At 68.3% G+C, this 22,344-nt stretch carries 19 protein-coding genes and 1 tRNA gene; 6 read left to right on the plus strand and 14 right to left on the minus strand.

From position 1 onward, the window contains the following. Window positions 1–10: 10 nt before the first annotated feature. Genes fahA through QT382_RS14740 form a run of 5 tightly spaced genes read right to left on the minus strand, consistent with a single transcriptional unit; the run spans window position 11 to window position 4,670 of the window. On the minus strand, window positions 11–1,327 hold the full coding sequence (gene fahA, locus QT382_RS14720) for a fumarylacetoacetase (protein WP_289254857.1): 1,317 nt from the start codon (window positions 1,325–1,327) through the stop codon (window positions 11–13). A gap of 8 nt (window positions 1,328–1,335) precedes the next feature. Next, on the minus strand, window positions 1,336–1,542 hold the full coding sequence (locus QT382_RS14725; protein WP_289254858.1) for a DUF2783 domain-containing protein: 207 nt from the start codon (window positions 1,540–1,542) through the stop codon (window positions 1,336–1,338). Then, window positions 1,539–3,140, minus strand: coding sequence for an FAD-dependent oxidoreductase (locus QT382_RS14730; protein ID WP_289254859.1), 1,602 nt, complete (start codon window positions 3,138–3,140; stop codon window positions 1,539–1,541). Before QT382_RS14730 ends, QT382_RS14725 begins: the two co-directional genes overlap by 4 nt. A gap of 13 nt (window positions 3,141–3,153) precedes the next feature. After that, complete coding sequence (locus QT382_RS14735) at window positions 3,154–3,699, minus strand: VOC family protein (RefSeq protein WP_289254860.1); 546 nt, start codon at window positions 3,697–3,699, stop codon at window positions 3,154–3,156. A 5-nt stretch (window positions 3,700–3,704) separates the two neighbouring features. Next, on the minus strand, window positions 3,705–4,670 hold the full coding sequence (locus QT382_RS14740; RefSeq protein WP_289254861.1) for an MBL fold metallo-hydrolase: 966 nt from the start codon (window positions 4,668–4,670) through the stop codon (window positions 3,705–3,707). A gap of 107 nt (window positions 4,671–4,777) precedes the next feature. On the opposite strand from QT382_RS14740, the gene QT382_RS14745 reads away from it, so the two are divergent. Next, window positions 4,778–5,548 (plus strand): IclR family transcriptional regulator, encoded by a 771-nt coding sequence (locus QT382_RS14745; protein WP_289254862.1) that lies wholly within the window; start codon window positions 4,778–4,780, stop codon window positions 5,546–5,548. 12 nt (window positions 5,549–5,560) lie between these two features. On the opposite strand, the gene QT382_RS14750 is transcribed toward QT382_RS14745, so the two are convergent. The 6 genes from QT382_RS14750 to QT382_RS14775 form a co-directional block, all read right to left on the minus strand. Continuing rightward, window positions 5,561–6,226 (minus strand): N-acyl amino acid synthase FeeM domain-containing protein, encoded by a 666-nt coding sequence (locus QT382_RS14750; RefSeq protein WP_289254863.1) that lies wholly within the window; start codon window positions 6,224–6,226, stop codon window positions 5,561–5,563. Between the two features lie 253 nt (window positions 6,227–6,479). Then, window positions 6,480–8,042 (minus strand): amidase, encoded by a 1,563-nt coding sequence (locus QT382_RS14755; RefSeq protein ID WP_289254864.1) that lies wholly within the window; start codon window positions 8,040–8,042, stop codon window positions 6,480–6,482. A gap of 33 nt (window positions 8,043–8,075) precedes the next feature. Next, complete coding sequence (gene pcaCD, locus QT382_RS14760) at window positions 8,076–9,296, minus strand: bifunctional 4-carboxymuconolactone decarboxylase/3-oxoadipate enol-lactonase PcaCD (RefSeq protein ID WP_289254865.1); 1,221 nt, start codon at window positions 9,294–9,296, stop codon at window positions 8,076–8,078. Then, window positions 9,286–10,677, minus strand: coding sequence for a lyase family protein (locus QT382_RS14765; protein WP_289254866.1), 1,392 nt, complete (start codon window positions 10,675–10,677; stop codon window positions 9,286–9,288). The genes pcaCD and QT382_RS14765 overlap by 11 nt, the downstream gene beginning before the upstream one ends. A gap of 121 nt (window positions 10,678–10,798) precedes the next feature. Next, on the minus strand, window positions 10,799–11,554 hold the full coding sequence (locus QT382_RS14770; RefSeq protein ID WP_289254867.1) for a SapC family protein: 756 nt from the start codon (window positions 11,552–11,554) through the stop codon (window positions 10,799–10,801). Continuing rightward, complete coding sequence (locus tag QT382_RS14775; protein ID WP_289254868.1) at window positions 11,551–12,852, minus strand: hemolysin family protein; 1,302 nt, start codon at window positions 12,850–12,852, stop codon at window positions 11,551–11,553. The genes QT382_RS14770 and QT382_RS14775 overlap by 4 nt, the downstream gene beginning before the upstream one ends. Window positions 12,853–12,951: 99 nt before the next feature. Here QT382_RS14775 and QT382_RS14780 point away from each other — a divergent pair, with 99 nt between their 5' ends. The 5 genes from QT382_RS14780 to QT382_RS14800 all read left to right on the plus strand — a co-directional run bounded on the left by QT382_RS14780 (window position 12,952) and on the right by QT382_RS14800 (window position 18,239). Continuing rightward, entirely contained in the window at window positions 12,952–13,782 is an 831-nt protein-coding gene (locus QT382_RS14780; RefSeq protein WP_289254869.1) for a symmetrical bis(5'-nucleosyl)-tetraphosphatase, read from the plus strand. Between the two features lie 141 nt (window positions 13,783–13,923). After that, window positions 13,924–15,075, plus strand: coding sequence for a tetratricopeptide repeat protein (locus QT382_RS14785; protein ID WP_289254870.1), 1,152 nt, complete (start codon window positions 13,924–13,926; stop codon window positions 15,073–15,075). After that, complete coding sequence (locus QT382_RS14790; protein ID WP_289254871.1) at window positions 15,021–17,294, plus strand: TonB-dependent receptor; 2,274 nt, start codon at window positions 15,021–15,023, stop codon at window positions 17,292–17,294. The genes QT382_RS14785 and QT382_RS14790 overlap by 55 nt, the downstream gene beginning before the upstream one ends. A gap of 57 nt (window positions 17,295–17,351) precedes the next feature. Further along, window positions 17,352–17,441: transfer RNA gene (locus QT382_RS14795), tRNA-Ser, on the plus strand. Window positions 17,442–17,465: 24 nt separating this feature from the next. Further along, window positions 17,466–18,239, plus strand: coding sequence for a substrate-binding periplasmic protein (locus tag QT382_RS14800; RefSeq protein ID WP_289254872.1), 774 nt, complete (start codon window positions 17,466–17,468; stop codon window positions 18,237–18,239). A 13-nt stretch (window positions 18,240–18,252) separates the two neighbouring features. Here QT382_RS14800 and QT382_RS14805 read toward each other — a convergent pair whose 3' ends face one another. From QT382_RS14805 to QT382_RS14815, 3 genes are all read right to left on the minus strand, one after another. Continuing rightward, window positions 18,253–20,181, minus strand: coding sequence for an Ig-like domain-containing protein (locus tag QT382_RS14805; protein ID WP_289254873.1), 1,929 nt, complete (start codon window positions 20,179–20,181; stop codon window positions 18,253–18,255). A gap of 116 nt (window positions 20,182–20,297) precedes the next feature. After that, entirely contained in the window at window positions 20,298–21,509 is a 1,212-nt protein-coding gene (locus tag QT382_RS14810) for a cyclic di-GMP phosphodiesterase (protein ID WP_289254874.1), read from the minus strand. A 149-nt stretch (window positions 21,510–21,658) separates the two neighbouring features. Then, entirely contained in the window at window positions 21,659–22,300 is a 642-nt protein-coding gene (locus QT382_RS14815; RefSeq protein WP_289254875.1) for a c-type cytochrome, read from the minus strand. Window positions 22,301–22,344: the final 44 nt, after the last annotated feature.

Raw genomic sequence — 22,344 nt, forward strand, 5'->3', positions numbered from 1 at the left:
GCAGCGGCCTTCAGCGCGCGGGCAGCATCTCCGCGCTGCATTCGCCGAAGCCGATGCTGCGCGCGCCCTCGGCCACGGCCCGGCCGCGCAGCATCAGGCGGTCACCGTCCTGCAGGAAGGTCCGGGTCTCGCCGTTGGCGAGCCGGATCGCCTGCTTGCCCCCCAGGCTCAGCTCCAGCAGCGAACCGCCCTGCTCCGGCCTGGGCCCGCTCTGCGTGCCGCTGCCCAGCAGGTCGCCGGGGTTCATGTTGCAGCCGCCGCTGGCATGGTGGGTCAGCATCTGGGCCCAGGTCCAGTAGGCATCGCGGAAGTTGGACTGCGAAAGCCGCTCGGCCGGCAGGCCGGCAGCGCGCATGGCCGCCGTCTCTATCCAGACCTCCAGCTCGATGTTGAAGGCGCCCTGAGTACGGTTCTGCGCAGAGTCCAGATAGGGCAGCGGCTGCGGATCTTCGGCCGGCCGCTCGAAGGCGGTGCGGAACGGCGCCAGCGCTTCCATGGTGACGATCCAGGGCGAGATCGTGGTGCCGAAGTTCTTGGCCAGGAAGGGGCCCAGCGGCTGGTATTCCCAGGGCTGGATGTCGCGGGCCGACCAGTCGTTCAGCAGCGTGAGCCCGAACAGGTGCTGCTCGGCCTTCTCCATCGCAATCGGCTCGCCGAGGGCATTGCCGCCGGCCACGAAGGCGCCCAGTTCCAGCTCATAGTCCAGCCGCTGGCTGGGTGCGAACGTGGGCTCGGCCGCGTCCGGTGCCTTGCGCTGGCCCCAGGGCCGGCGGATGCCGGTGCCGCTGACCACGATGGACGAGCTGCGGCCGTGATAGCCGATGGGCACCCACTTGTAGTTGGGCAGCAGCGGATTGTCCGGACGGAACAGCTTGCCCACCGTGGTGGCGTGATGGATGCCGGTGTAGAAGTCGGTGTAGTCGGTGATGCGGCAAGGCAGCAGCATCTCGGCATCGGCCTGCGCGACCAAGGCTCCGCGCAGTGCCGCCTCCTGCTCGGAGCCGCTCAGCAAGGCCTCGAACAGCGCATGGCGCAAGGCCAGCCGCTCCTCGGCGCTGCGGGCCATGTGGGCATTCAGGTCACCCTGGGCCAAGGGCTGGAGCAGCCCCTGGATGGCGCTGCTCCAGCCGCCCTGCTGCAGGGCCCGCTGCAGGTCCAGGATCTGGTCGCCAATGGCCACGCCAATGCGCGCGGCCTCGTCGCTGCCGCGTCGGCGGAAGGCGCCGAACGGCAGGTTCTGGATCGGAAATTCGCTCTCGGCGGCATTGGCACTCTCCACCCAGCTCGTGGCCTTGGGGTCGTGCGTGGTATCGGTCTGGATGTTCATGGGACGGTTCAGGGGTTCGTCAGGGTGTTCGTGCGGGCCAGGGCAATCGCCTCGGCCAGGATCTCGCGGTCGCCGACCTGGTTGGCCAGGATCAGCACCAGCTTGGCGAGAAGCAGGTCGGCCTGCTCGTCGCTGAGCTCGCGCTGGGCCGCGATCAGCTGCTCGTAGAAGCCGTCGGGGTCGGGGATGTTGGGCGTTCGTATCAGGCCTGTCATGCGCTACTCCTTGCCAGGGCTCGGTCCAGCGCGGCTTGCACGGCCGCGGCATCGAAGCTTCGCCAGCGTGCGGCCACATGTTGGTCCGGCCGGATCAGGTAGACGGTGCCGGGCCTTGCGTCGTAGCGCTGCGCCAGCAGGACCTGCTCGTCAATCAGCTCGCGGCCGATTTCGAGCAGGTGCAGACCTTGGACCGCCGGTGCAGGCCCGAAGCTCAAGAGCGTGAAGCCCTGGCCCAGGTGGTCGAGCAGCCAGGCCGCCCGGCCGTCGGCCGTCTTCAGCGGCGCATCAGCGCAGGCCGTACCTGGCTTCATGCGGCCTTCGAAAGCCTCGGCATCGGGCGTGTTGAGCGCGGAATCGACATAGGGCGTCGGCGTCGAAAGCCGGCCGCTGTTGACCAGGGGCCGTGCGAACGGTTCGGTGCGCGCCAGCTCCAGCACCGCATTGCGCAGCCGCAGCGAGGCCCGGCTCTTGGGTGTGATGAAGTCGGTCGAGCGGGTCGAGTTCGAGAGGTTGTCGTCGGCCGCCAGCGAGCGCTCCTGCTCGTAGCTGTCGAGCAGGGCTTCGTTGGCTTCGCCGCGCAGCAGGGCCGCCAGCTTCCAGGCCAGGTTGTCGGCATCCTGCACGCCGCTGTTGGCGCCGCGAGCGCCAAAGGGCGAGACCTGGTGGGCCGAGTCGCCGGCGAAGAGCACCCGGCCATGGCGGAAGCGGTCGATGCGGCGGCAAGCGAACTGGTAGACCGAGACCCATTCCAGCTCGAAGTCCGCGTCCGGGCCCAGCATGGCGCGAATCCGCGGGATCACGTTCTCGGGCTTCTTCTCTTCCGCCGGGTCGGCCTGCCAGCCGAGCTGGAAGTCGATGCGCCAGACGTTGTCGGCCTGCTTGTGCAGCAGCACCGACTGGCCGCGGTGGAAAGGCGGGTCGAACCAGAACCATCTCTCGGTCGGGAAGTCGGCTTTCATGACGACGTCGGCGATCAAGAAGCGGTCCTGGAAAGCCTGGCCGGTGAACGGTGCGCCCACCATCTGCCGCACATCGCTGCTCGCGCCATCACAAGCCACCAGCCAGTCGGCCTGCATCCGGAATTCGCCATCGGGCGTCTCGACCGTGAGCGTCGCGAACTCGTCGCCCTGCTCCAGCGCCTTGACGCGGTGCTTCCAGCGCAGGTCGATCAGCGGCTGGTCGAGCGCTGCCTCGACCAGCCGCTGCTCCAGGTGGTACTGCTGCAGGTTGATCATGGCCGGCAGCTGGTGGCCGGCCTCGGGCAGCAGGTCGAACTGGTAGGCCAGGCTGTCGCCAAAGAAGACCTTGCCGACCTGCCAGCGCACGCCGCGTTCCAGCAGCTCGCTCGACACGCCGAGCCGGCGCCAGATCTCCAGCGGCCGCTTGGCATAGCAGACGGCGCGCGAGCCGCTGGACACGCTGTTGTTGTCGTCCAGCAGCACCACAGCCTGGCCGCGCGAGGCCAGGTCCAGCGCCAGCGTCAGGCCCACCGGACCGGCACCGACGATGACGACCGCATGGCGGCGCAGCGCGCCGCTGGCCTGCTCTTCGCTGCGGCGGTAGGCGTACTCGGGGTAGCTGAATGTGGACTGCATGGCAGCCGCCGGCTCAGGTGGGCGAGGCCAGCGACTTGTCGTGCATCCAGGCCGCATGCTTGGGCGCGCGGCGCGTGGCGGCCCATTCGTTCAGCATCTCCCACTTGCACTCGTCCAGCGACTTGTACATGGCGGGCGTGCCCACGTCAGCCGCCAGCTCCAGGCGGTGGCCATTGGGGTCGAAGAAATAGATGCTCTTGAAGATCGTGTGGTCGGTCGGGCCCAGCACCTCGATGCCGGCAGCCACCAGGCGGGCCTTGGCCGTCTCCAGCGCCTCGTAGTTCTCGACCTTGAAGGCAATGTGCTGCACCCACTGCGGCGTGTTCTCGTCGCGACCCATGCTGGCCGCCTTGGGCAGCTCGAAGAAGGCCAGCACATTGCCCTGGCCGGCGTCGAGGAAGACATGCATGTAGGGGTCGTCGGCGCCGGTCGAAGGCACCTTGTCCTCGGCGATGGCCAGCACGAAGTCCATGCCCAGGTGCTTGACGTACCACTCCACCGTGGCCTTGGCGTCCAGGCAGCGGTAGGCCACGTGATGAATGCGTTCAATCTTTTCCATGATGTTCACTGCCCCTCCAGGCTCTTCCACATTGCTATATCGCGTTCGGCGGTCCAGATGCGCGGGTCCACATGGCCGCTGGCCTCGTCGAAGGCGCGGGTCACGTCGAACGGCATGCAGTGGGCAAAGATGACCCAGTGGCCGTACTTGCCTTCCAGCTGCGAATAGGCCTCGCGGTAGACCCGGTTCAGGTCGCGGCCCGCGGCCACGCCGGCCTTGACGGCGGCATACAGCTCGGAGACGAAGGCGCGAGTGCCCTCGAGGCCGGCTTGCACTTGCTCGGGCGTCTGCAGCGCCGCGCCGCGACCCGGCACCAGCTTGGCCGGCTTCAGCGCGGCCAGACGGTCCAGCGTCTGCGGCCAGTCCTGGAAATAGGCATCGCCGGCATAGGGCGTGGCATCGAATTCGACCAGGTCACCGGAGAACAGCACCCGGTCCTGCGGCAGCCAGACCACCGTGTCGCCCTTGGTATGGCCGCGGCCCAATTGCAGGATCTGCACCTCGAGTTTGCCCAGCCACAGCGTCATCTTGCCGGTGAAGGTGAGCGTGGGCCAGGTCAGGCCCGGAGGCACCGATTCGACGTTCTGGAACAGGCGCGGGAAGCGGCCGATCTCGCTGGCCTTGTCCTGCTCGCCGCGCTCGACGATGAGGTCGAAGGTGTCCTGGCTGGCAATCACATGCTCGGGCTTGTAGGCCGAGGCGCCCAGCACGCGCACCGCGTGGTAGTGGCTCAGCAGCACGTACTTGATCGGCTTGTCCGTGACCTCGCGGATGCGGCGTATCACGTCCTGGGCCATCACCGGCGTGGCCTGGGTGTCTATCACCATCACCGCGTCGTCGCCCATGACGATGCCGGTGTTGGGGTCGCCCTCGGCCGTGTAGGCATAGGCATGCTCGGACAGCTTGTCGAAGCTGACCCGTTTTTCCTCCAGGTCGGCCTGGGAGGCGAAGGTCTTGCTGGTCTGGCTCATGGATGGCCTCTGCTCTGGCGAGGCCGCAATTTAACCAAAAGCAAATCGATTCGTCTATAACGAATTTTCTTGCCAGGGGATTGGAGCCTCTGCTAGCCTCGCGGCCCATGAGCGAAAACCAAGAAGCCGAGCGTGGTGGACCGCGGGGCATCCAGAGCGTCGAGGTCGGCGGCCAGCTGCTGATCGCGCTGGCGGCCCAGGGCCGGCCCATGGCCTTGAAGGACCTGGCCCGCGAGGCCGGCATGGTGCCGGCCAAGGCCCATCCCTACCTGGTCAGCTTCATCAAGCTGGGCCTGGTGGAACAGGAAGGCGGCCGCTACGGCCTGGGCCCGTTGGCCCTCCAGCTGGGCCTGATCTCGCTGCAGCAGTACGACCCGGTGCGCCTGGCCACGCCGCGCATCGAGGAGCTGGCGATCAGCCTGGGCCATACCGTGGCCATCGCTGTCTGGGGCAATCGCGGGCCGACCATAGTCCGCGTGGCCGAGGCGCCAAGCCCGGTCCACATCAGCATGCGCCATGGCACGGTGATGAGCCTGACGGGCACGGCCTCGGGCCGATTGTTCGCGGCCCATCTGCCGCGCGAAGTGGTGGTGTCAGCGCTGGCCATGGAGGCCGCCGCCGAAGGGCGCGCCGCGGCCAGGCTGGACAAGGCCTTGCTGGCCGAGGTGCGCGAGCTCGGACTCGCGAGCTCAAGGGATGGTGTGGTGCCCGGCGTCAGTGCCTTGGCGGCGCCGGTGTTCGATGAGGCGGGCCGCATCGTGCTGAGCCTGACGGTGATCGGCCCCAGCGCCGCCATCGACCTGGATCCGGCCGGCAGCGCCGCCCTGCAGCTGCTCGCCTCGGGGCGTGAGCTGTCGCGCCAGCTGGGCTGGCGCTAGCAAGCGGCCTTCTCAGACCAGCTGCAGGCCTTGCTCGGTCGGCAACATGTAGGCGTAGAGCGAGCGGGCCGGCTCGCCGCGGGCCGCGCTGCCGCCCACTCGGTCGATCTCCTGGCGGGCATGTTCCAGGTCCAGCACCATCAGCACGGCCGGTGCGCGCACCCGCTCGTTGAAGCGGGTCTCGCCCATGACCTTGAAGCCCAGCATGCGGCGGTAGAACACCACATGGCGCGGGTTGACCTCGATCACCAGCAGCTCGGCATGGCGGCGGCGGTGGGCAAAGACATAGGCGGTCTGGAACAGGCGGGCCAGCGCGTCCTTGGACGGCTGCTCCATTTCTTCCATTGCCAGGCGGGTGAATTCGCAGAGCTTTCTTCCGTCCTGGCGCAGCTCGTCCAGCTCGGCGCCGAAGACCTCGTCGGCGCCCAGGCCGTTGGGGCCGTCGAAGCGCACGCTGAGCGTGCCGGACATGGTGTCCGACAGGCCGAGACTGAAGGTGGTCAGCTCGTCGTGGCTGGGATCCATGCCCTTGGTGACATAACCCCGCTGCGCATAGCGGCGCTGGATCAGGGCCAGGCTTCGAAGCCGCTCGGCGGAGTCGCTGACGAGATTGCTGTGCAGGGGAAAGGGATGGTGACTGACCGAAGTCTGGATCTGGATTTCAGGTACGGAATTCATCGGATCAATCCCCAACTCTCTTTGCTGCGGCCCAGTCTATAGGAAGCGGGTGACAGGCCCGCAATAGGCCTGCGATTACACCTCGTCACATTCCTTACGGACTCTTCGTGGCAGCGGGCTCCCTGGCTTCTCATGTGATCGGCATTTGCCGTCGGCGCTGTAACAAGTGATCGCGATATCGGCCACGGCCCGCACACATTAGCTTGCATATCGGCCGGGCTTTGCATCATCAGCACAACATTCCTGCGATTCATCAAGGTACGGTCTTCTTGACAAAGCCAGGTGGGCGGCGATGCCGGGTGGACTGCTCAAAAGCCTGACCGTAGGACAGCAGTTTCCACTCGCTCCAGGCCGGTCCGACAAAGGACAGGCCCAGCGGCAGGCCGCGCACGAAGCCGGCGGGCACCGTCAGGTGCGGGTAGCCGGCCACCGCGGCCGGCGTCGAGAAGCTGGCGCCATAGTGGTCGCTGGCCACGGGATCGATCAGCCAGGCCGGCCCCCCGGTCGGCGCGATCAGTGCATCGAGCCGATGGGCCTTGATGGCCTTGTCCAGACCCTCTTCCCGCGCGCCCTTGCCGCAGGCTGCGAGCGCCTCGCGATAGGCCGGCGCGGACAAATCGCCCAGGGCCTCGGCCTTCTCGAACAGCTCCTGGCCGAACCAGCCCATCTCCTTGTCGCGATGCGCCTTGTTGAAGGCAATCACATCGGCCAGCGTCTGCATCTTGTGGCCGGGCGCAAAAGTCTTGAGCCACTGGGCCAGGTCGGCCTTGAGCTCGTACAGCAGCACCGACAGCTCGGGATCGCCGTAGCCGACCGGCGCCAGCTCGATGTTGTCGACGATCTCGGCGCCCAGCTCGCGCAGCTTGGCGATGGCCGCTTCGATCACGGCATCGGCCTCATCGAAGCCGGTGAAGTAGTTGCGGGCCACGCCCAGGCGCGCGCCCTTGAGCGAAGCCGGGTCCAGGCGCCCGGCCGCCGTCGGCGCGCCCTGCGTGACCGCATCGGCGGCGTCGGGGCCGCACATCGCTGCGTAGAGCAAGGCCGCGTCGGCAACGCTGCGGGTCATGGGGCCGGCCGTGTCCTGGCTGTGGGCGATGGGAATCACGCCGTCGCGGCTGACCCGGCCCATCGTCGGCTTCAGGCCCACCAGGCCGCAGATCGAGGCCGGCGACACGATGGAGCCGTCGGTCTCGGTGCCCACGCCCAGCGTGGCGAGGTCGGCCGCAATCGCGGCGCCGGTGCCCGAGCTGGAGCCGCTGGTGCTTCGGTCCAGCGCATAGGGATTGCGGGTCAGCCCGCCGCGGCCACTCCAGCCGCTGACCGAGCGGGTCGACCGGATATTGGCCCATTCGCTGAGATTGGTCTTGCCCAGGATCACGGCACCGGCGGCGCGCAGGCGCTGCACCAGGTGGGCATCACGGCTGACGCGCAGGTCGGCCAAGGCCAGCGAGCCCGCCGTCGTGTGCATCTGGTCGCCGGTGGCGATGTTGTCCTTCAGCAGCACCGGAATGCCGTGCAGCGGGCCGCGCAGCTTGCCGGCCTTGCGCTCGGCATCCAGCGCCCGGGCAATCTGGCGCGCCTCGGGATTGAGCTCGATCACGCTGTTCAGGCGCGGGCCGGCCTTGTCGAGCGCGGCGATGCGGGCCAGGTAGTCCTGCACCAGGCGCTCGGACGTCAGCTTGCCGGCCGCCATGGCCTGGGACAGCGAGGCCACCGAGGCCTCGGCATGGACGAAGGAGGAACGGGTGGCGGCAGAACTCAGGCCTGGCAGGGCCAAAGTGGCGGCCGAGCCGAGCAGCAGGTGGCGACGGTGCATAGAGCGCCCAGCATAGCCGGGCCGGAGAGGCCCTCAGGACAGGGAAGAAACGAATTCCCCCAGCAAGGCTTCAAATGCCTCAGGGTCTTCCATGACGCCTAAATGGGCGACAGCCGGCAGCAAGGCCAGCCGGGCCCGGGCGATGCGGCCGGCCATTGCCTCGGCCATGGCCGGCGTGGCGCCTGGGTCGCGACCACCGGCGATCACCAGGGTCGGGCAGCGCAAGGCCGCCAGGCGGCCCAGGTAGTCGACCGAGCACACCGCATGCGCCGCCGCCATATAGGCCTGCGGATCCTGGGCCAGCAACGTGGCACGAAGTCCCTCGCGCAACTCCGACAAGGACGCGTCAGCTCCAAGGTAGCGATCCACGATCTGCTCCACGACCGCCGCCATGCCGCCTGCCTCCACTGCCGCGATGCGCTGAGCCCAGGCGGCCTGGGCCTCGGGCGGGTATTGGGCGGTGGTGTGAGCCAGCACCAGGCCCTTGAGCAGGTCGGGCCGCGCCAGCGCCAGGCCCTGCCCCACCATGCCGCCCAGGCTGAGGCCGACGAAGACCACCGGGCCGCGGCCCCATTCCTCGATCAGCCGAATGGCGTCCTGCACCAGTTGGTCCAGCGAACAGGGGCCGGCCGGCCGCGCCGAGCGGCCATGGCCGCGCTGGTCGTAGCGCAGCGTCGGATGGCCGAGTGCCGCGAAATGCGTGGCGCAGCCGTCCCACAGATGCAGGTCCAGGCCCAGCGCATGGCTGAACACCAGCGGGATGCGCTCGCCTTCGCCTTGCAGCACCAGGCTCAGCTGCGGGCTGCTGAAGGTCTGCTGGCGGCTGGGCCGGCGCTCAGGGCTGAGCGGCTCGGGCAGCGGGGCCAGGCCCTCCTGCACCAGGATCTGCTGGGTCAGCTTGAAGGCGGTGTTGGCCGCCGGCACGCCGCAGTAGATCGCGCCCTGCAACAGGGTTTCCTTGATCGCCTCGACGGGCACGCCGCCGCGTATCGCCGCGCGGCAGTGCAGCTCGAATTCCTCCCAGCGCGCCAGGCCCATGGTCATGCCCAGCACCAGCAGGCGGCGCGTCTGATGCGGCAGGCCTGGCCGGGTCCAGACGTCCTGCCAGGCATAGCGGGTGATGAAGTCCTGGAACTCGGCGGTGAAGGCGGTCGCGCCTTCGGTGGAACGGCGCACCCAGTCCTCGCCCAGCGTGGCCCGGCGCATGGCCAGGCCGCGCTCGAAATCGTCGCGCCGCTGTCCGTCATCCTTCATGGCCAGGCCCTCCGCCTTGCTGCAGCGACTTGAACTCGCCGCGCGCCTGCTGGAGCCAGGGCTGCAGCCGGGCCTCGGCGGCGCGCGCCGTGGCATGGACGTCGAACAGCATTTCCAGATCGGCCGGCGCGACGCGCCCAGGCAGATGGCCCAGCCGGCGCAGCAGCTCCTGGGCCAGCAGGCGCAGCGGCCCGCGGCCGGCCTGTACGCCGGCGATCAGCTCGGCAATCGCCTCCTCGCCCACCGGTCGGCCCAGTTCGCGGGTCAGCAGCTGGCGCAGGCCTTCGGCGAACACCAGGTCCTGCTGGGCGTCGATGTTCTCCAGCATGCGCGCCGGAAACACCTGCAGATGCTCGAAGGCGTCGGCCAGTGCATGAACGCTGCCATGGCAGCTCAGCAGCAGGCCGCTCCATTCCGCCTGCTCGGCCTGCCAGCCGCCCAGGGCCCGCTCCTGCTCCTGCACCATGCAGGACAGCAGGCAGGCCACGCGATGCGGGGCCCGCTGCGCCGCCGCCAGGGCCACCATGGCGCCGACCGGATTCCGCTTCTGCGGCATGGCGCTGGAGCCACCGCGGCCGGGCGTCTGGCCCTCGGCCAGTTCACCGACCTCGGCTTGCGACATCAGCGCCAGGTCGCGTCCGATCTTGCCCAGGCTGCCGCAAAGCACACCCAGCTCGGCGCCCAGCCGCACCCAGCGGTCGCGCTGCACATGCCAGGGCCCGTTGCTCAGCGGCAGTTGCAACTGGGCCGAGACCTGGTGGCAGACCGCATCGGCATGCTGGCCCAGCGTCGCCAGCGTGCCGGCCGCGCCACCCAGTTGCAGGCGCAGCGCCGCATCGGCCTGGCGGCGCAGCTCGGCCGCCGAGCGCAAGAGCGGCTGCAGCCACTGCAGGATCTTGCAGCGCCAGCCGGTGACCAGAGCCGGCTGCATCAGCGTGCGGGCCAGCAGCGGCTGGCCCTTGTGGGCATCGGCCAGCGCCAGCAGGCGGCCGCAAAGGCGCAGCAGGTCGGCCTCGATCAGGCGCAAGGCCTTGCGGGTCTGCAGCACCAGGGCGGTGTCGATCACATCCTGGCTGGTGGCGCCCTGGTGGACAAAGGCAGCGGCGACCGGGTCGAACAGCGAGACGTTTTCTATCAGCCGCCGGACCAAAGGAATGGCGACCGTGCCCGCCGTGCCGGCAGCCTTGACCAGGGCCGGCACGTCATAAAGCTCGGCCCGGCAGAGGCTGGCAATCGAGCGCGCACTGGTTTCCGGGATCAGACCCAGCTCGGCCTGGGCACGCACCAGGGCCGCTTCGAAATCGAACATGGCCTGGATCAGCGCGGCATCGCCGAACAGCTCATCCATGGCCGGGGCATAGAGCACGCTTTCAAGGACCATGGGCCGATGCTAGCGAAGCCCGAAGCCCGCGGCGGCCAAAGCGGGCGCCTGTCGTGCGCGCGGCACAACAAAAAGCAAAGGGCCGCACTGAGGCGGCCCTTGCGAGTCAGGCTGGACCGGCTCAGGCCTGGGCGGCCACGCCTTCCAGACCGGCCAGACGCGGCATGTTGCCCATCGACACGCGGTGCATCTCGATCAGCGACAGCAGGCCGTTGCGGTGGATCTCGACGACCTTGGCGTCGTCCAGCTTGCCCAGCTTTTCCTCGTCGATGGCCATGAAGCCTTCGACGTCCAGCTTTTCGCCATTGGGCAGCGTGGCCTCGAAGCGCATGTCCTGCAGCAGGTCCAGCTTGACCAGCTCGTCACAGGCGAGGCGGGTGCGCTCGGTCTCGCGCTCGAAGCTCTCGACGAAGTTCTTGGCGTTGACCAGGAACTCGGTCGGCTGGCCGTCTTCGGCAAACAGCGAGGTGCCCTCGGTCTCCGAGAAGCCTTCCCAGTCGGCATCGAAGCACATGGCCAGTTGGTCGCTGCCAGCCTCGACGCGGACCATGCTGAACGGATAGCGGCGCAGGTAGGCCGGCGCGTAGTTGGCCGTCCACTTGCCGTCCTTGTCCACGAAGCGGTTGCTGCCGCTCTTCAGGCCCATCACGGCCAGCGGTGCCACCGCCTGGCGGCTGCCGTCGCTCGGCACTTCACCGACGCGCACGAACACGATGGGGAATTCCTTGCAGGCTTCGGCGAATTCGGCCGCGGCCACGAACAGCGAGTTCATGGTCTGCACGCGCTTGACCGTGTTGGCATCGACATTCAGGCGCAGCTTCTTGTGGACTTCACGGTCCAACGGCACCAGCTTGCCGTACAGGGGGGGGTTGCTCATTCTCTATCTCCGTCATTCGCCAGTCGGCTGACCAGCACCTTGTCCACACGTTTGCCGTCGAGGTCCACGACCTCGAATCTCCACGCGTTCCACTCCACCACATCGGCCGTGCGCGGCAAGCGCCCCAGCAGCAGCATGATCATGCCGGCCAGGGTGTTGTAGCGACCACGGTCCTCTTCGGGCAGTTCCTTCAGCTCCAGGCGGTCCTTCAGCTCCGGCACGGGAATCAGGCCGTCGATCAGCCAGCTTCCGTCCGCGCGTTGCACCGCCCAGGCATCGCCATCGCTGGGCGCATTGAATTCGCCAGCAATCGCTTCCAGCACATCGCGCACCGAGATCACGCCCTGCACTTCGCCGTACTCGTCGACGACAAAGACCAGGGGCGCGTCCGAAGCGCGGAAATGTTCGAGCAGCTCCATGCCGGACAGCGTCTCCGGCACGAAGACCGGCGCCACCAGGCCATCACTCAGGGACAGCGGCTCGCCGCTCAGCGAGCGCTGCAGCAGGCCCTGCGCCGAGACCACGCCCAGCACATCGCTCAAGCCGCCGCGGCAGACCGGATAGCGGCTGTAGGCATGCTCGCGCATCACGGCCAGCACCTCGTCCTTGCTGGCCTCGACGTCCAGCCAGGCGATCTCGGCGCGCGGAATCATCATCGAGCCGATCTGGCGCTCGTCCAGCCGGAACACGTTGCGCACCATCTGGTGCTCGTGTTCCTCGATCACGCCGGCATCCAGGCCCTCTTCCAGGCTGGCGGCAATTTCTTCCTCGGTCACGCTGCGCGCGGCCTGGCCGCCCAGGCCCATCAGGCCCAGCGTGGCCTCGGTACAGAAGCTGAGCATGCGCACCAGCGGCCGGGCCACCAGCGACAGGCCGTTCATCGCCGGCGCCACCAATCGGGCCACGGTCTCGGGATAGATCTGGCCCAGGCGCTTGGGCACCAGCTCGCCGAAGATGATGGTCAGCACGGTGATGATGACCACCACCAGCGCCGTAGACACGACCTCGGTCGCCTGGGCATGCAGGCCGAAGGTCTCGGTCAGCCAGCGCGACAGCGGCTTGGAGAAGGCGGCATCGCCGACGATGCCGTTCAGCACCCCGATGGAGGTGATGCCTATCTGCACCGTGGACAGGAAGCGGGTCGGGTTCTCATGCAGGTCCATGGCGGCCTGCGCACCCGATTCGCCGCTCTCCACCATGACCTGCAGGCGCGCCTTGCGGCTGGCGGTCAGGGCCATTTCCGACATGGCAAAAAGCCCGTTGAGCAGGATCAGGAAGAGAAGAAGCGCGGTATCCATTGAGGGCGCCAGGGGTTAACCCGTAGTCAGGCGCAGTCGGTTTAGAAAGCCGGCAAGGGTAGCAGATGGACGTCACGCTTCCGACAGCACAATCCCGGTATGAACTATCTAGTCGGCGACCTCCAGGGCTGCTGCGACGCGCTGGAGCGCTTGCTGCTGAAGCTCGATTTCTCCCCTTCCCGCGACCGGCTCTATCTGCTGGGTGACCTGGTCAACCGGGGCCCGGCCTCGCTGGCCACGCTGCGGCGGCTGCAGGGCCTGGGCGATGCCGCCATCTGCCTGCTGGGCAACCACGATCTGCATCTGCTGGCCGCCGCCCAGGGCGTGCGCAAGCCGCACCGCAAGGACACCCTGCACGACATCCTCGACGCGCCCGACCGCGAGGCCCTGCTGTCCTGGCTGCGCCAGCAGCGCATGGCGGTGAGCTGCCAGGGCTGGCTGCTGGTCCATGCCGGCGTCGTGCCGCAATGGGATGCGGCCCAGACCCTGAGCCTGGCCGGCGAGGTCGAGACCCTGCTGCGCGGCCCAGAACTGCCCGACTTTCTGCACCAGATGTATGGCAACCAACCCGACCAATGGAACGCCGGCCTGGGCGGCATCGAGCGGCTGCGCTTCATCGTCAACGTGCTGACCCGGCTGCGCTTCTGCACGCCGCAGGGTCGCATGGACTTCGAGGCCAAGGACGGCGCCGACAGCGCACCGGCCGGCTTCATGCCCTGGTTCGAAGTGCCGGGCCGCCGCACGGTCGGCCAGCCGGTTGCGTTCGGCCATTGGTCGACGCTGGGCCTGGTGCAGCGACCCGACCTGCTGGCCCTGGACACCGGCTGCGTCTGGGGCGGCGCGCTGAGCGCGGCCTGCCTGGATGAGGCGGGCCGGGTGCGCGAGGTCGTCCAGGTCCGTTGCGACCAGGCGCAGCAGCCGGGCCGCTAGTCGGTACGGGTTCCTGGGGCCTGCGCCGACCGGCGGTGCCAGGTCATGCCCACCCCCCAAGCTTGTGGGTCCCGGCCGTCTTGCCGCGGTGAATAATTCTCAATACATTGATTCGCACCCTGTGCTTCCGGCAATGGATTCATGCGCCCGGACCCGGCCCCGCCCACCAAACTCCCCGCCGCCCTGGCACCGGGCGGCGTCTGCGAGTTCCTGGGCGCCCAGGTGCAGGCCCTGCACAGGCAGGGGCGCTACGAGCTGGCACTGACCGTCGCCGAAAGAGCGCTGGCCCTGGTGGAGAGCACGCCCTGGCCTGACCCACGCTACCGGGCGCGCTGCCTCAACGACCTGGCCGCGCTGCACGCCAGCTGCGGCCACCACGAGAAAGCCGAGCCGCTCTACCGGCAAGCCCTGGCCCTGCGCCGGCAAGCCCTGTCGCCGCAGGATCCCGAACTGGCGCAAAGCCTCAACAACCTCGCCCTGCTCTGCGCCATCCGCGGCCGCTACGGCGAAGCCCAGGGCCTCTACCAGGAGGCCCTGGCCATCCAGGTCGTCGCGCTGGGACCGACCCATCCCGAGCTGGCCACTACGCTGAACAACCTGGCCGTGTTGCTCAAGACCCAGGACCGGCTGGCCGAGGCCGGCCTGCTTTACAGGCGGGCGCTGGCCATGCGCGAGCAGGCCTGCGGGCCGCAAAGCCTAGAGGTGGCCAACAGCCTGCACACGCTGGCCGCGCTGCTGAGGGCCGAGGGCGACCCGGTCGGCGCGGAATCGCTGGGCCGCCGCTCGCTGGCCATCCGCGAACAGCAGCTGGGCTCACAGCATCCCGATGTGGCGATGAGCCTCTACCTGCTGGCCCAGCTGAGCCTGGACCAGGGGCGCCAGGCCGAGGCATTGGAACTCCACAGCCGCGCGCTGGCCTTGCGCGAGCAGGCCCTGGCGCCCGGCCATCCCGAGATTTCTCAGAGCCTGCATGGCCTGGCCCGGCTGCACCAGGCCCAAGGCCGGCTTGCCCAGGCCGAATTCCTTTACGCCCGCGTCCTGACGATGCGCGAGCGCGCGCTCGGCAGCCAGCATCCGCTGGTGGCCAGCACGCTGGAGGCGCTGGCCCTGCTGCGCCGCCAGACCTTTCGTCCGGCCCAGGCCCTGCTGCTCGAGCAGCGGGCCCAGGGCATCCGAGCCATGTCGCACCAGGCCACCGCCGCCCGCGACCCGGCATTGCCTGCCCTGGAGATCCCGCCATGCAACACAAGACCCTGGCCCCCATCCCTACCGGCCTCACCCTGTCGGCCCTGATGCTGGCGCCGGCCATCGGCGCCGAGGCGCCGAGCGCCGTGGCCGACCCTGCCGACCCGCCCCGTCCGGCCGACAACAAGCTGCAGAAGGTCACCGTGGAGGGCCAGCGCGAGGCCGAGCTGTCCTCGGTCAAGCAGACCAAGCCGCTGCTGGACACGCCGCAGACGGCCCTGGTGATTCCGGCCGCCCTGATGCGCGACCAGGCGGCCACCAACCTGGTCCAGGTGCTGAAGAACAGCCCCGGCATCAGCATGCAGGCCGGCGAAGGCGGCAGCGGCGGCGCGCCGGGCGACAGCCTGTCGATACGCGGCTTCAATGCCCGCAAGGACATCTTCGTCGACGGCGTGCGCGACTTCGGCAGCTATTCGCGCGACCCCTTCAACCTGGAGCAGGTGGAGATGATCAAGGGCCCGTCCTCGGCCTTCGGCGGACGCGGGTCGACCGGCGGCCTGATCAACCTGGTCACCAAGCAGCCGCAGAAGGAAAACCTGATGGCCGCCACGGCGGGCGGTGGCAGCGGTGCCTACCGGCGCCTGACCCTGGACTTCAACCAGTGGCTGGGCGCCACCGAGTCCGGCGGCGCCGGCCTGCTCAACGACGCGGCCCTGCGCGTCAACGCCATGGCCTTCGAGGCCGACACACCGGGGCGTGACCATGTGCGCAACCAGCGCTCGGGCATCGCCCCCTCGCTGACCCTGGGGCTGGGCACGCCCGACCAGCTGTCCATTGCCCTGTTCCACCTGAAGCAGGACAACATGCCCGACTTCGGCATCCCCTTCGTGCCGCTGGCCAACAACAACGTGGCCGCGGTGGCCGGCTACGGCAACAAGATCGCCCCCGTGCCCTTCAGCAATTTCTACGGACTGCTGAACCGGGACCATGAGTTCATCTCCACCCACATCGGTTCGCTCAACTACCGGCACGAGTTCGGCAACGGCATGGTGCTGCGCGACCATGCGCAGTACGGCTCCACCTATCGCGACTCCATCATCTCGGCGCCGCGCTTCAGCAGCGCCACCAGCGCCAACATCAACCACGAGCTGCAGACGCTGGACGAGAAGGACACCAGCTGGATCAACCAGACCGACCTGACCCTGAAGCTGCAAAGCGGCAGCGTGACCCAGACCCTGGTGATGGGCGCCGAGTTCGGCTACGAGACCTCGGGCAACTATGCGCGCGGCGCCTACAACCCCGGCACCTCGCCAGCCACCGTGGCGCCACTGGCGGCGGCGGCCTTCCCCACCACCGACCTGTTCCATCCGGACGCCACCCAGGCCTATGTCTACTCGGTGCTGCGCACCGGCGCCTATGCCTATGTGGCGGCGCACAGCCAGGCCGTCTACCTGTTCGACACCGTGGACTTCGACCCGCGATGGTCGCTGACCGCCGGCCTGCGCTGGGACCGCTTCCATGCCGATGCCAAGGCGATCTCCACCACCTTCACCGGCAATGTGCTCAGCCGCCTCGGCCGCACCGACTCCATGCTCAGCTGGCGGGGCAGCCTGGCCTACAAGCCGAGCGAGAAGAGCAACCTCTATCTCAGCGCCGGCAGCTCGTTCAATCCATCGGCCGAAGCCCTGACGCTGGCGAACGCCGCCAACTCGGCCAACAGCAGCAACCTCTCGCCCGAGAAAAGCCGCGCCATCGAGCTGGGCGGCAAATGGGAGATCGGCGAGAAGCTGCTGCTGAGCGCCGCGCTGTTCCGCATCGACAAGACCAATGCACGCACCGAGGACCCGGCCAACCCCAACGACTTCATCACGCTGAACGGCAAGCAGCGCATGCAGGGCCTTGAGCTCGGCGCGGTCGGCCGGCTCGACAAGGACTGGAGCATGAGCACCGGCTATGCCTATCTGCGCGGCAAGATCCTGAGCTCGGCCAACCCGCTGGAGGTCGGCCAGCCGCTGAGCAGCGCGCCGCGCCAGTCGGCCAGCCTCTGGATAGGCCGCGCCGGCGCTTCGCCATGGAGCTTCAGCGGCGGCTTGACCCATGTGGGCAGCCGTGTGGTCAACACCACCAACACCCGCCAGATCGGCGGCTACACCACGGTGGACGCCATGGCCGCCTACCGCGTGAGCGGGCATTTCACGCTGCGGCTGAATGCCTACAACCTCGGCGACAAGCCTCATGTGCTCGACATGTACAACACCGGCAGCAGCGGCCATGTGATCCCCGGCCCCGGCCGCTCGGTGGCCCTGCACGGTGAGTTCAGCTACTAGGCCGCCGAGGCCAGACCCCGATGGTGCAGGCAGCTAGAATCGCGCCTCCTCCATCCTGGAAACGTGGCCGAGTGGTCTAAGGCAGCGGTCTTGAAAACCGCCGAGGGTTTGCGCCCTCCGTGAGTTCGAATCTCACCGTTTCCGCCAGTCTCAGAAGGCCCTGTCTCGCCCGTGCGTTTGCGTGCCATCAGCAGTGCCATGCTGCTCGGGGCCCTGGCCTGCCTGCCAGCCGCCGCCTGCGAGCTCAGCGTCCGCTGGTCCGACGACCCGCCCTATGCCTACCGGGACAAGGCCGGCCAGATCACCGGCATCGATGTCGATTTCGCCGTCGAGGCGCTGCAGCGCATGGGCTGCAAGGCCCGCCTGGTCGAGCTGGTCTGGGCACGCGCCCTGGTCGACCTGCGCGACGGCCGGCTCGACGCCCTGCCCGGCACGCTGCGCCGGCCCGAGCGCGAGGCCTATGCCTGGTTCGCACAGCCGCGTGGCAGCAATCGCAATGTGCTGTTCGCCCGTGTCGAGGCAATCAAGCGCTGGCCGGCCCTCAAGCATCTCAAGGACCTGCCCGACAGCGGCTTCCGCCTCGGTGCCGAGATCGGTGCTTCCTACGCGCCCGAGTTCAAGCAGCTGCTGGAGCATCCGCGCTTCGGGCCTACGGTGCAGATGGTCAGCACGCGCCACAGCCTGATCCACATGGCCCGGCTGGGCCGCATCGACGGCTATGTGGTCGACGAGCGCCTGGGCCTGTACGAGCTGAAGAACGAGAACCTCGAGGAGCAGATCCGCCCCACGGCCGTGATCGCCTCGACCGAATCCGACATGGTGGCGTTCAGCCGCAAGACGGTGAACAAGGACCTGGTGGAACGCTTCGACGCCGCCACGGCCGCCCTGGTCAGGGAAGGCCGCTACACCGCCATCCTGAAGCGGCACGGCGCGCTGGCGCGCTGAGCCAGCCTCGAACTCAGAACTTCGGCAGGTAGCGGCTGAACAGGCGGCGGCCCTGGCTGTCCTGGGCCGTCAGCCAGTACTCGAGCTTGGTGGCATTGAAGGCCAGCGGCGGCTTGCCCAGCACCAGCTCGGTCGTGGGCGGCAGCGGCAGCGGATAGTCGGCGATGCGCTGGTTGCCATTGCTGTCGGAGAACACGGCGCGCAGGCCGACCAGTCGCAGGTCCGGATTGGCCTTTGACCAGCTGGACCAGTCGGCCGTGAAGCCGGCCAGGGCGGTGCTGGCCAGGAAGGGGCTGCTGCTGCTCGCCACCGAGAGCTTGGGGAAGCGGCTGCTGGCCGGCGTCTCGGCCGGCACCTCGGCGCGCAGGTAGACGGCCTTGGTCTCCGGCGTCGTGCCCACGGTCATGGAGAACTGGTACTTGGCGCTGCGCAGCGCGTCCATGTTGCCGATCCAGCCCAGCGAGGACTGCAGCAGGGCCGTGTCGGCGATGCCGCCGCTGGCCGTGGCGCTGGTCGAGCCCGGCACATTGCTGACGCAGAGATAGAGGCGGCCGCAATAGGCCAGCGGAATGCTGTAGCCGCCCGGCGTCTGCACCGTCGCCGAGGACTGCAGCAGGTTGGGCGGCGTCGCATAGTCCAGCGCCTGGACCAGCACCTGCACGCCGGCCGCGGGGTTCGGCATCACCGTGCTGCTGACGCTGCCATCCGGCTCGAAGGCGATCCAGTGCAGGGGATTGGCCGCCAGCTCGCGCTTGCGGCCGTTGCCGACCAGGCTCCACTTGGTCATGCCGGTGGCCGGCGTGGCCTTGTAGCTCAGCGTGTCGAAGAACAGCTCGACGACCTTGCCGGTGCTGTCACTGACCGGCGCGGCCACCAGCACCTTCTTGCAGTCGCCACTGGCCAGCTGGTCGTCGGCGCAGCCGGTGACCGTGAACCGGCCCAGCTGGCGGTTGGTGACCGCATAGCCGGCCAGCAGCAGCGCGAGGTCGTTGGCGCTGCGGCTGTCGTGCGTGGTGTAGAGCGACAGCAACGGATCGGCCAGCACGGCCGTGGAGCCGGGGCCCTGCGAGATCAGCTTGTTCAGTGCCGCACCCAGCTCGTCCATGCTGCCCAGGTTGCCCAGGGTCGTGGCGGCACTGGTGGTCGCCTTCAGCGTCGAGACCACGGCCGTAGCCGGCGTGGCACCGCTGCTCTTGGCCAGCTCGGTCTTGGCAACCGCCAGGTCGACCAGCACCTCGGCCGGGTTGTTGGGCTGCAGCTTGTTGGCGAGCAGCAGCTGGTCCACGCCCTTGCTGGTCCGCACATAGCCGACCCGCAGGCTCTCGATCAGCAGGTCATGCGTGCCCTTGTTGGCCGCAAAGCTCGCATCGGTCAACAGGTTCAGCGTCGTGGGATCGCTGACCTTGAGGTCGGTCAGCTGGCTCTTGATCAGCGTCTTCAGAAAGGTCTGGGCCGCCGCCGCCGAACTGAGGGGCGCCAGCGCGGCCGTGCTGGGCGCGGCGAACACGGTGCGGGGCTCGCTGCCGAGCGAAAGCGCCACGATGGCATCGCTGAGCGGTGTCACATGGGCCACCATGCTGGAGGCGGCACTGCTCACGATGGAATGCAGCAGCTGCGGATTGCCGGCCGCATCCATGCCCGACACCTGTATCAGCAGCGGCGCGGTCGGCGTCTTGCTGAGCGTCAGGCTGTAGCTGCCTTCGGAGGGATGGGAGGTGGTCGTGCCCAGCGAGGTGCCCGAGGCGTCCAGCACCGTGACCTTGGCATTGCCCAGCGGCGCGCCGGCGGCCGCAATGCCGCTCAGCGTCACCGTGGTCGTGCCACCACCGCTGCTACCACCGCCGCTGCTGCTGTCGCCGCCGCCTCCGCCGCCTCCGCCACAGGCGCTCAAGGCCAGCAGCAGAGCGGAAATCAGGTGGACCGGGGTGATGGGCGGCTTCATGGCGGACGTACGGGCAGGCAGACAAACAGGCGGTTCTACAGTCCCTGCCAGTATTGGCCGGTGGCCCCGGCCTCAAAGCCTGCTTGAAAGGGCCAAAGCCGGCCCTGCTCGCCGGATCAGTGCTTGTCGGCCTGGGTCCAGAACTCGTCCAGGTTCTTGAAGCCCCAGTCGCCCGGCGCCTCGCGGCCGACGATGCGGTCGGTGCTGCGCGTCAGGTCCAGCAATTCGACCGGGATCGGCATCTGCGACTTGGTCGAGTAGAAGACCTTGACCGTGGGCGCCACCAGGTTGCTGGCATGCTGGTCCACCACCACCGCCAGCCGTCCCGAGTGCAGCTTGACCAGGGTGCCGACCGGATAGATGCCCACGCATTTGACGAAGGCCTGGAAGATGCGCGGGTCGAAATGCCCGTTCCACTGGGCCATGCGCTGCAGCGAGCCGGCGGCGTCCCAGGCGTTCTTGTAGGGCCGGTTGGAGGTGATGGCGTCATAGACGTCGCAGACCGCGCCCATGCGAGCCAGCAGGCTGATCTGCTCGCCGGCCTGCTTGTGCGGATAGCCGCTGCCATCCATCTTCTCGTGGTGATGCAGGCAGACCTCCAGCGCCGAGGCGGGCACGGCCGAGCCGTCCTGCAGCGCCTCGAAGCCGCGCATCGGGTGGGTGCGCATCACGGTGAACTCGTCGTCGGTCAGCTGGCCCGGCTTGTTCAGCACCTCCAGCGGCATCATCATCTTGCCCACGTCGTGCAGCAGGCCGGCCAGGCCGGCCTCGCGGGTCTGCGCCTCGTCCAGGCCCAGCTGGCGGGACAGCGAGACCATCAGCGCGCAGACCGCCACCGAATGCAGGTAGGTGTAGTCGTCCTTGGTCTTGAGCCGCGCCAGGCTGATCAGGGCCGAAGGATTGCGAGCCACCGAGCTGGCCACTTCCTCGACCAGGGGCAGGCATTGCTCGGCATCGACGGCCTTGCCCAGACGGGCTTCGCCGAACAGATTCATCACCTGCTGGCGCGAGCGATTGACCAGGGCCGCGGCCTTTTCCATCTCGGCCCCTGCCGGCACCCGCACGGAGGCGACGGGCGGGGGTACAGCCGCAGCTGACACAGGTGCCGGCGCAGCCACCGGGCTGCCCTGAGGTGCAGCCACCACATCGACGCCCTTGCTGGCGTCAATCCAGACTGCCGGCACCTGGCTGCGCAGCAGCGCCTCGAGATCGGAGGCATCCCCGAGCAGGAACTTGGTTTTCCAAAAGGGATGCGACAGCCAGGGCCCGTCCAGCGCCTGGATGAACATGCCTAGCCTGACCTGAGACGTGGGTATCTTCTTGAGCATGGCCTTGCCGCTGAGCAAGCGGCCCAGCCCGAAGCCCCGAGTATCAGCCGCGGCCGATATGGGGACGCCATGATCAAACGCAAAAAAGCCGCCTGATCAGGCGGCTTTGTCACGCTTGCCGCGACCCGGGGCCGCGGCTGGCATTTGCTTCAGCGCATCTTGGCTTGCGGCACCGTACGCAGCTCGCCGGGCAGCGAGGCGATGTACTTGGCGATGGCCTTCAGCTCTTCGTGCTTGAACTGCTTGACCTGGCCGGCCATGATCGCGTTGCCGCGGCCGACCATGGGGTTGCCCTCGGTCTGGTAGGCCTTGAGCGCCACGTACAGGTAGTCGGCATGCTGGCCGGCCAGCTTGGGATAGGCGCCGTCGACGGGCTTGCTGAAATTGGCACCGTGGCAGGAAGCGCAGGCGCCCTTCTCCAGCAGCTTGGCCACGTCGGTCGAGGCGGCAGCCGGGCCTTCGGCCGGGGCCGGCGCCTTGGCCTGCTGTTCGTAGTAGGCCGAGACGTCGGCAATGTCCTGCTCGGTCAGGCTCTGGGCGATGCCGCGCATCGTCGGGTGCTTGCGCTCACCCTTGGCATAGGCGTTCAGCGCGGCGCTGATGTACTTGGCGCCCTGGCCGGCGATCATCGGCACCTTGTGGACTTCGGGGAAGCTGGCCTGGTAGCCCGGGATGCCGTGGCAGCCGATGCACATGGCGATCTTCTTCTCGCCATTGGCGACGTCCTGGGCCTGGACGGAGCCGGCGATCAGGGCCAGCGCGGCGAGCGAAATCTGCAGCAGTTTCTTCATGATCCCGAGGGTTCTGTTCTTACACCGGCGGGCATTATAGGGCG

It is taken from the genome of Pelomonas sp. SE-A7, from assembly GCF_030345705.1.
GTDB lineage: Bacteria > Pseudomonadota > Gammaproteobacteria > Burkholderiales > Burkholderiaceae_C > JAUASW01.

Excerpts from the sequence above, each read along its gene's own strand:
- QT382_RS14730 (WP_289254859.1), bottom strand. The coding sequence starts at position 3,140 with ATGCAGTCCACATTCAGCTACCCCGAGTACGCCTACCGCCGCAGCGAA.
- QT382_RS14785 (WP_289254870.1), top strand. The coding sequence starts at position 13,924 with ATGCGCCCGGACCCGGCCCCGCCCACCAAACTCCCCGCCGCCCTGGCA.
- QT382_RS14765 (WP_289254866.1), bottom strand. The coding sequence starts at position 10,677 with ATGGTCCTTGAAAGCGTGCTCTATGCCCCGGCCATGGATGAGCTGTTC.
- QT382_RS14725 (WP_289254858.1), bottom strand. The coding sequence starts at position 1,542 with ATGACAGGCCTGATACGAACGCCCAACATCCCCGACCCCGACGGCTTC.
- fahA (WP_289254857.1), bottom strand. The coding sequence starts at position 1,327 with ATGAACATCCAGACCGATACCACGCACGACCCCAAGGCCACGAGCTGG.
- QT382_RS14745 (WP_289254862.1), top strand. The coding sequence starts at position 4,778 with ATGAGCGAAAACCAAGAAGCCGAGCGTGGTGGACCGCGGGGCATCCAG.
- QT382_RS14770 (WP_289254867.1), bottom strand. The coding sequence starts at position 11,554 with ATGAGCAACCCCCCCCTGTACGGCAAGCTGGTGCCGTTGGACCGTGAA.
- QT382_RS14750 (WP_289254863.1), bottom strand. The coding sequence starts at position 6,226 with ATGAATTCCGTACCTGAAATCCAGATCCAGACTTCGGTCAGTCACCAT.
- QT382_RS14740 (WP_289254861.1), bottom strand. The coding sequence starts at position 4,670 with ATGAGCCAGACCAGCAAGACCTTCGCCTCCCAGGCCGACCTGGAGGAA.
- QT382_RS14755 (WP_289254864.1), bottom strand. The coding sequence starts at position 8,042 with ATGCACCGTCGCCACCTGCTGCTCGGCTCGGCCGCCACTTTGGCCCTG.
- QT382_RS14780 (WP_289254869.1), top strand. The coding sequence starts at position 12,952 with ATGAACTATCTAGTCGGCGACCTCCAGGGCTGCTGCGACGCGCTGGAG.
- pcaCD (WP_289254865.1), bottom strand. The coding sequence starts at position 9,296 with ATGAAGGATGACGGACAGCGGCGCGACGATTTCGAGCGCGGCCTGGCC.
- QT382_RS14790 (WP_289254871.1), top strand. The coding sequence starts at position 15,021 with ATGCAACACAAGACCCTGGCCCCCATCCCTACCGGCCTCACCCTGTCG.
- QT382_RS14735 (WP_289254860.1), bottom strand. The coding sequence starts at position 3,699 with ATGGAAAAGATTGAACGCATTCATCACGTGGCCTACCGCTGCCTGGAC.
- QT382_RS14775 (WP_289254868.1), bottom strand. The coding sequence starts at position 12,852 with ATGGATACCGCGCTTCTTCTCTTCCTGATCCTGCTCAACGGGCTTTTT.
- QT382_RS14815 (WP_289254875.1), bottom strand. The coding sequence starts at position 22,300 with ATGAAGAAACTGCTGCAGATTTCGCTCGCCGCGCTGGCCCTGATCGCC.
- QT382_RS14805 (WP_289254873.1), bottom strand. The coding sequence starts at position 20,181 with ATGAAGCCGCCCATCACCCCGGTCCACCTGATTTCCGCTCTGCTGCTG.
- QT382_RS14810 (WP_289254874.1), bottom strand. The coding sequence starts at position 21,509 with ATGCTCAAGAAGATACCCACGTCTCAGGTCAGGCTAGGCATGTTCATC.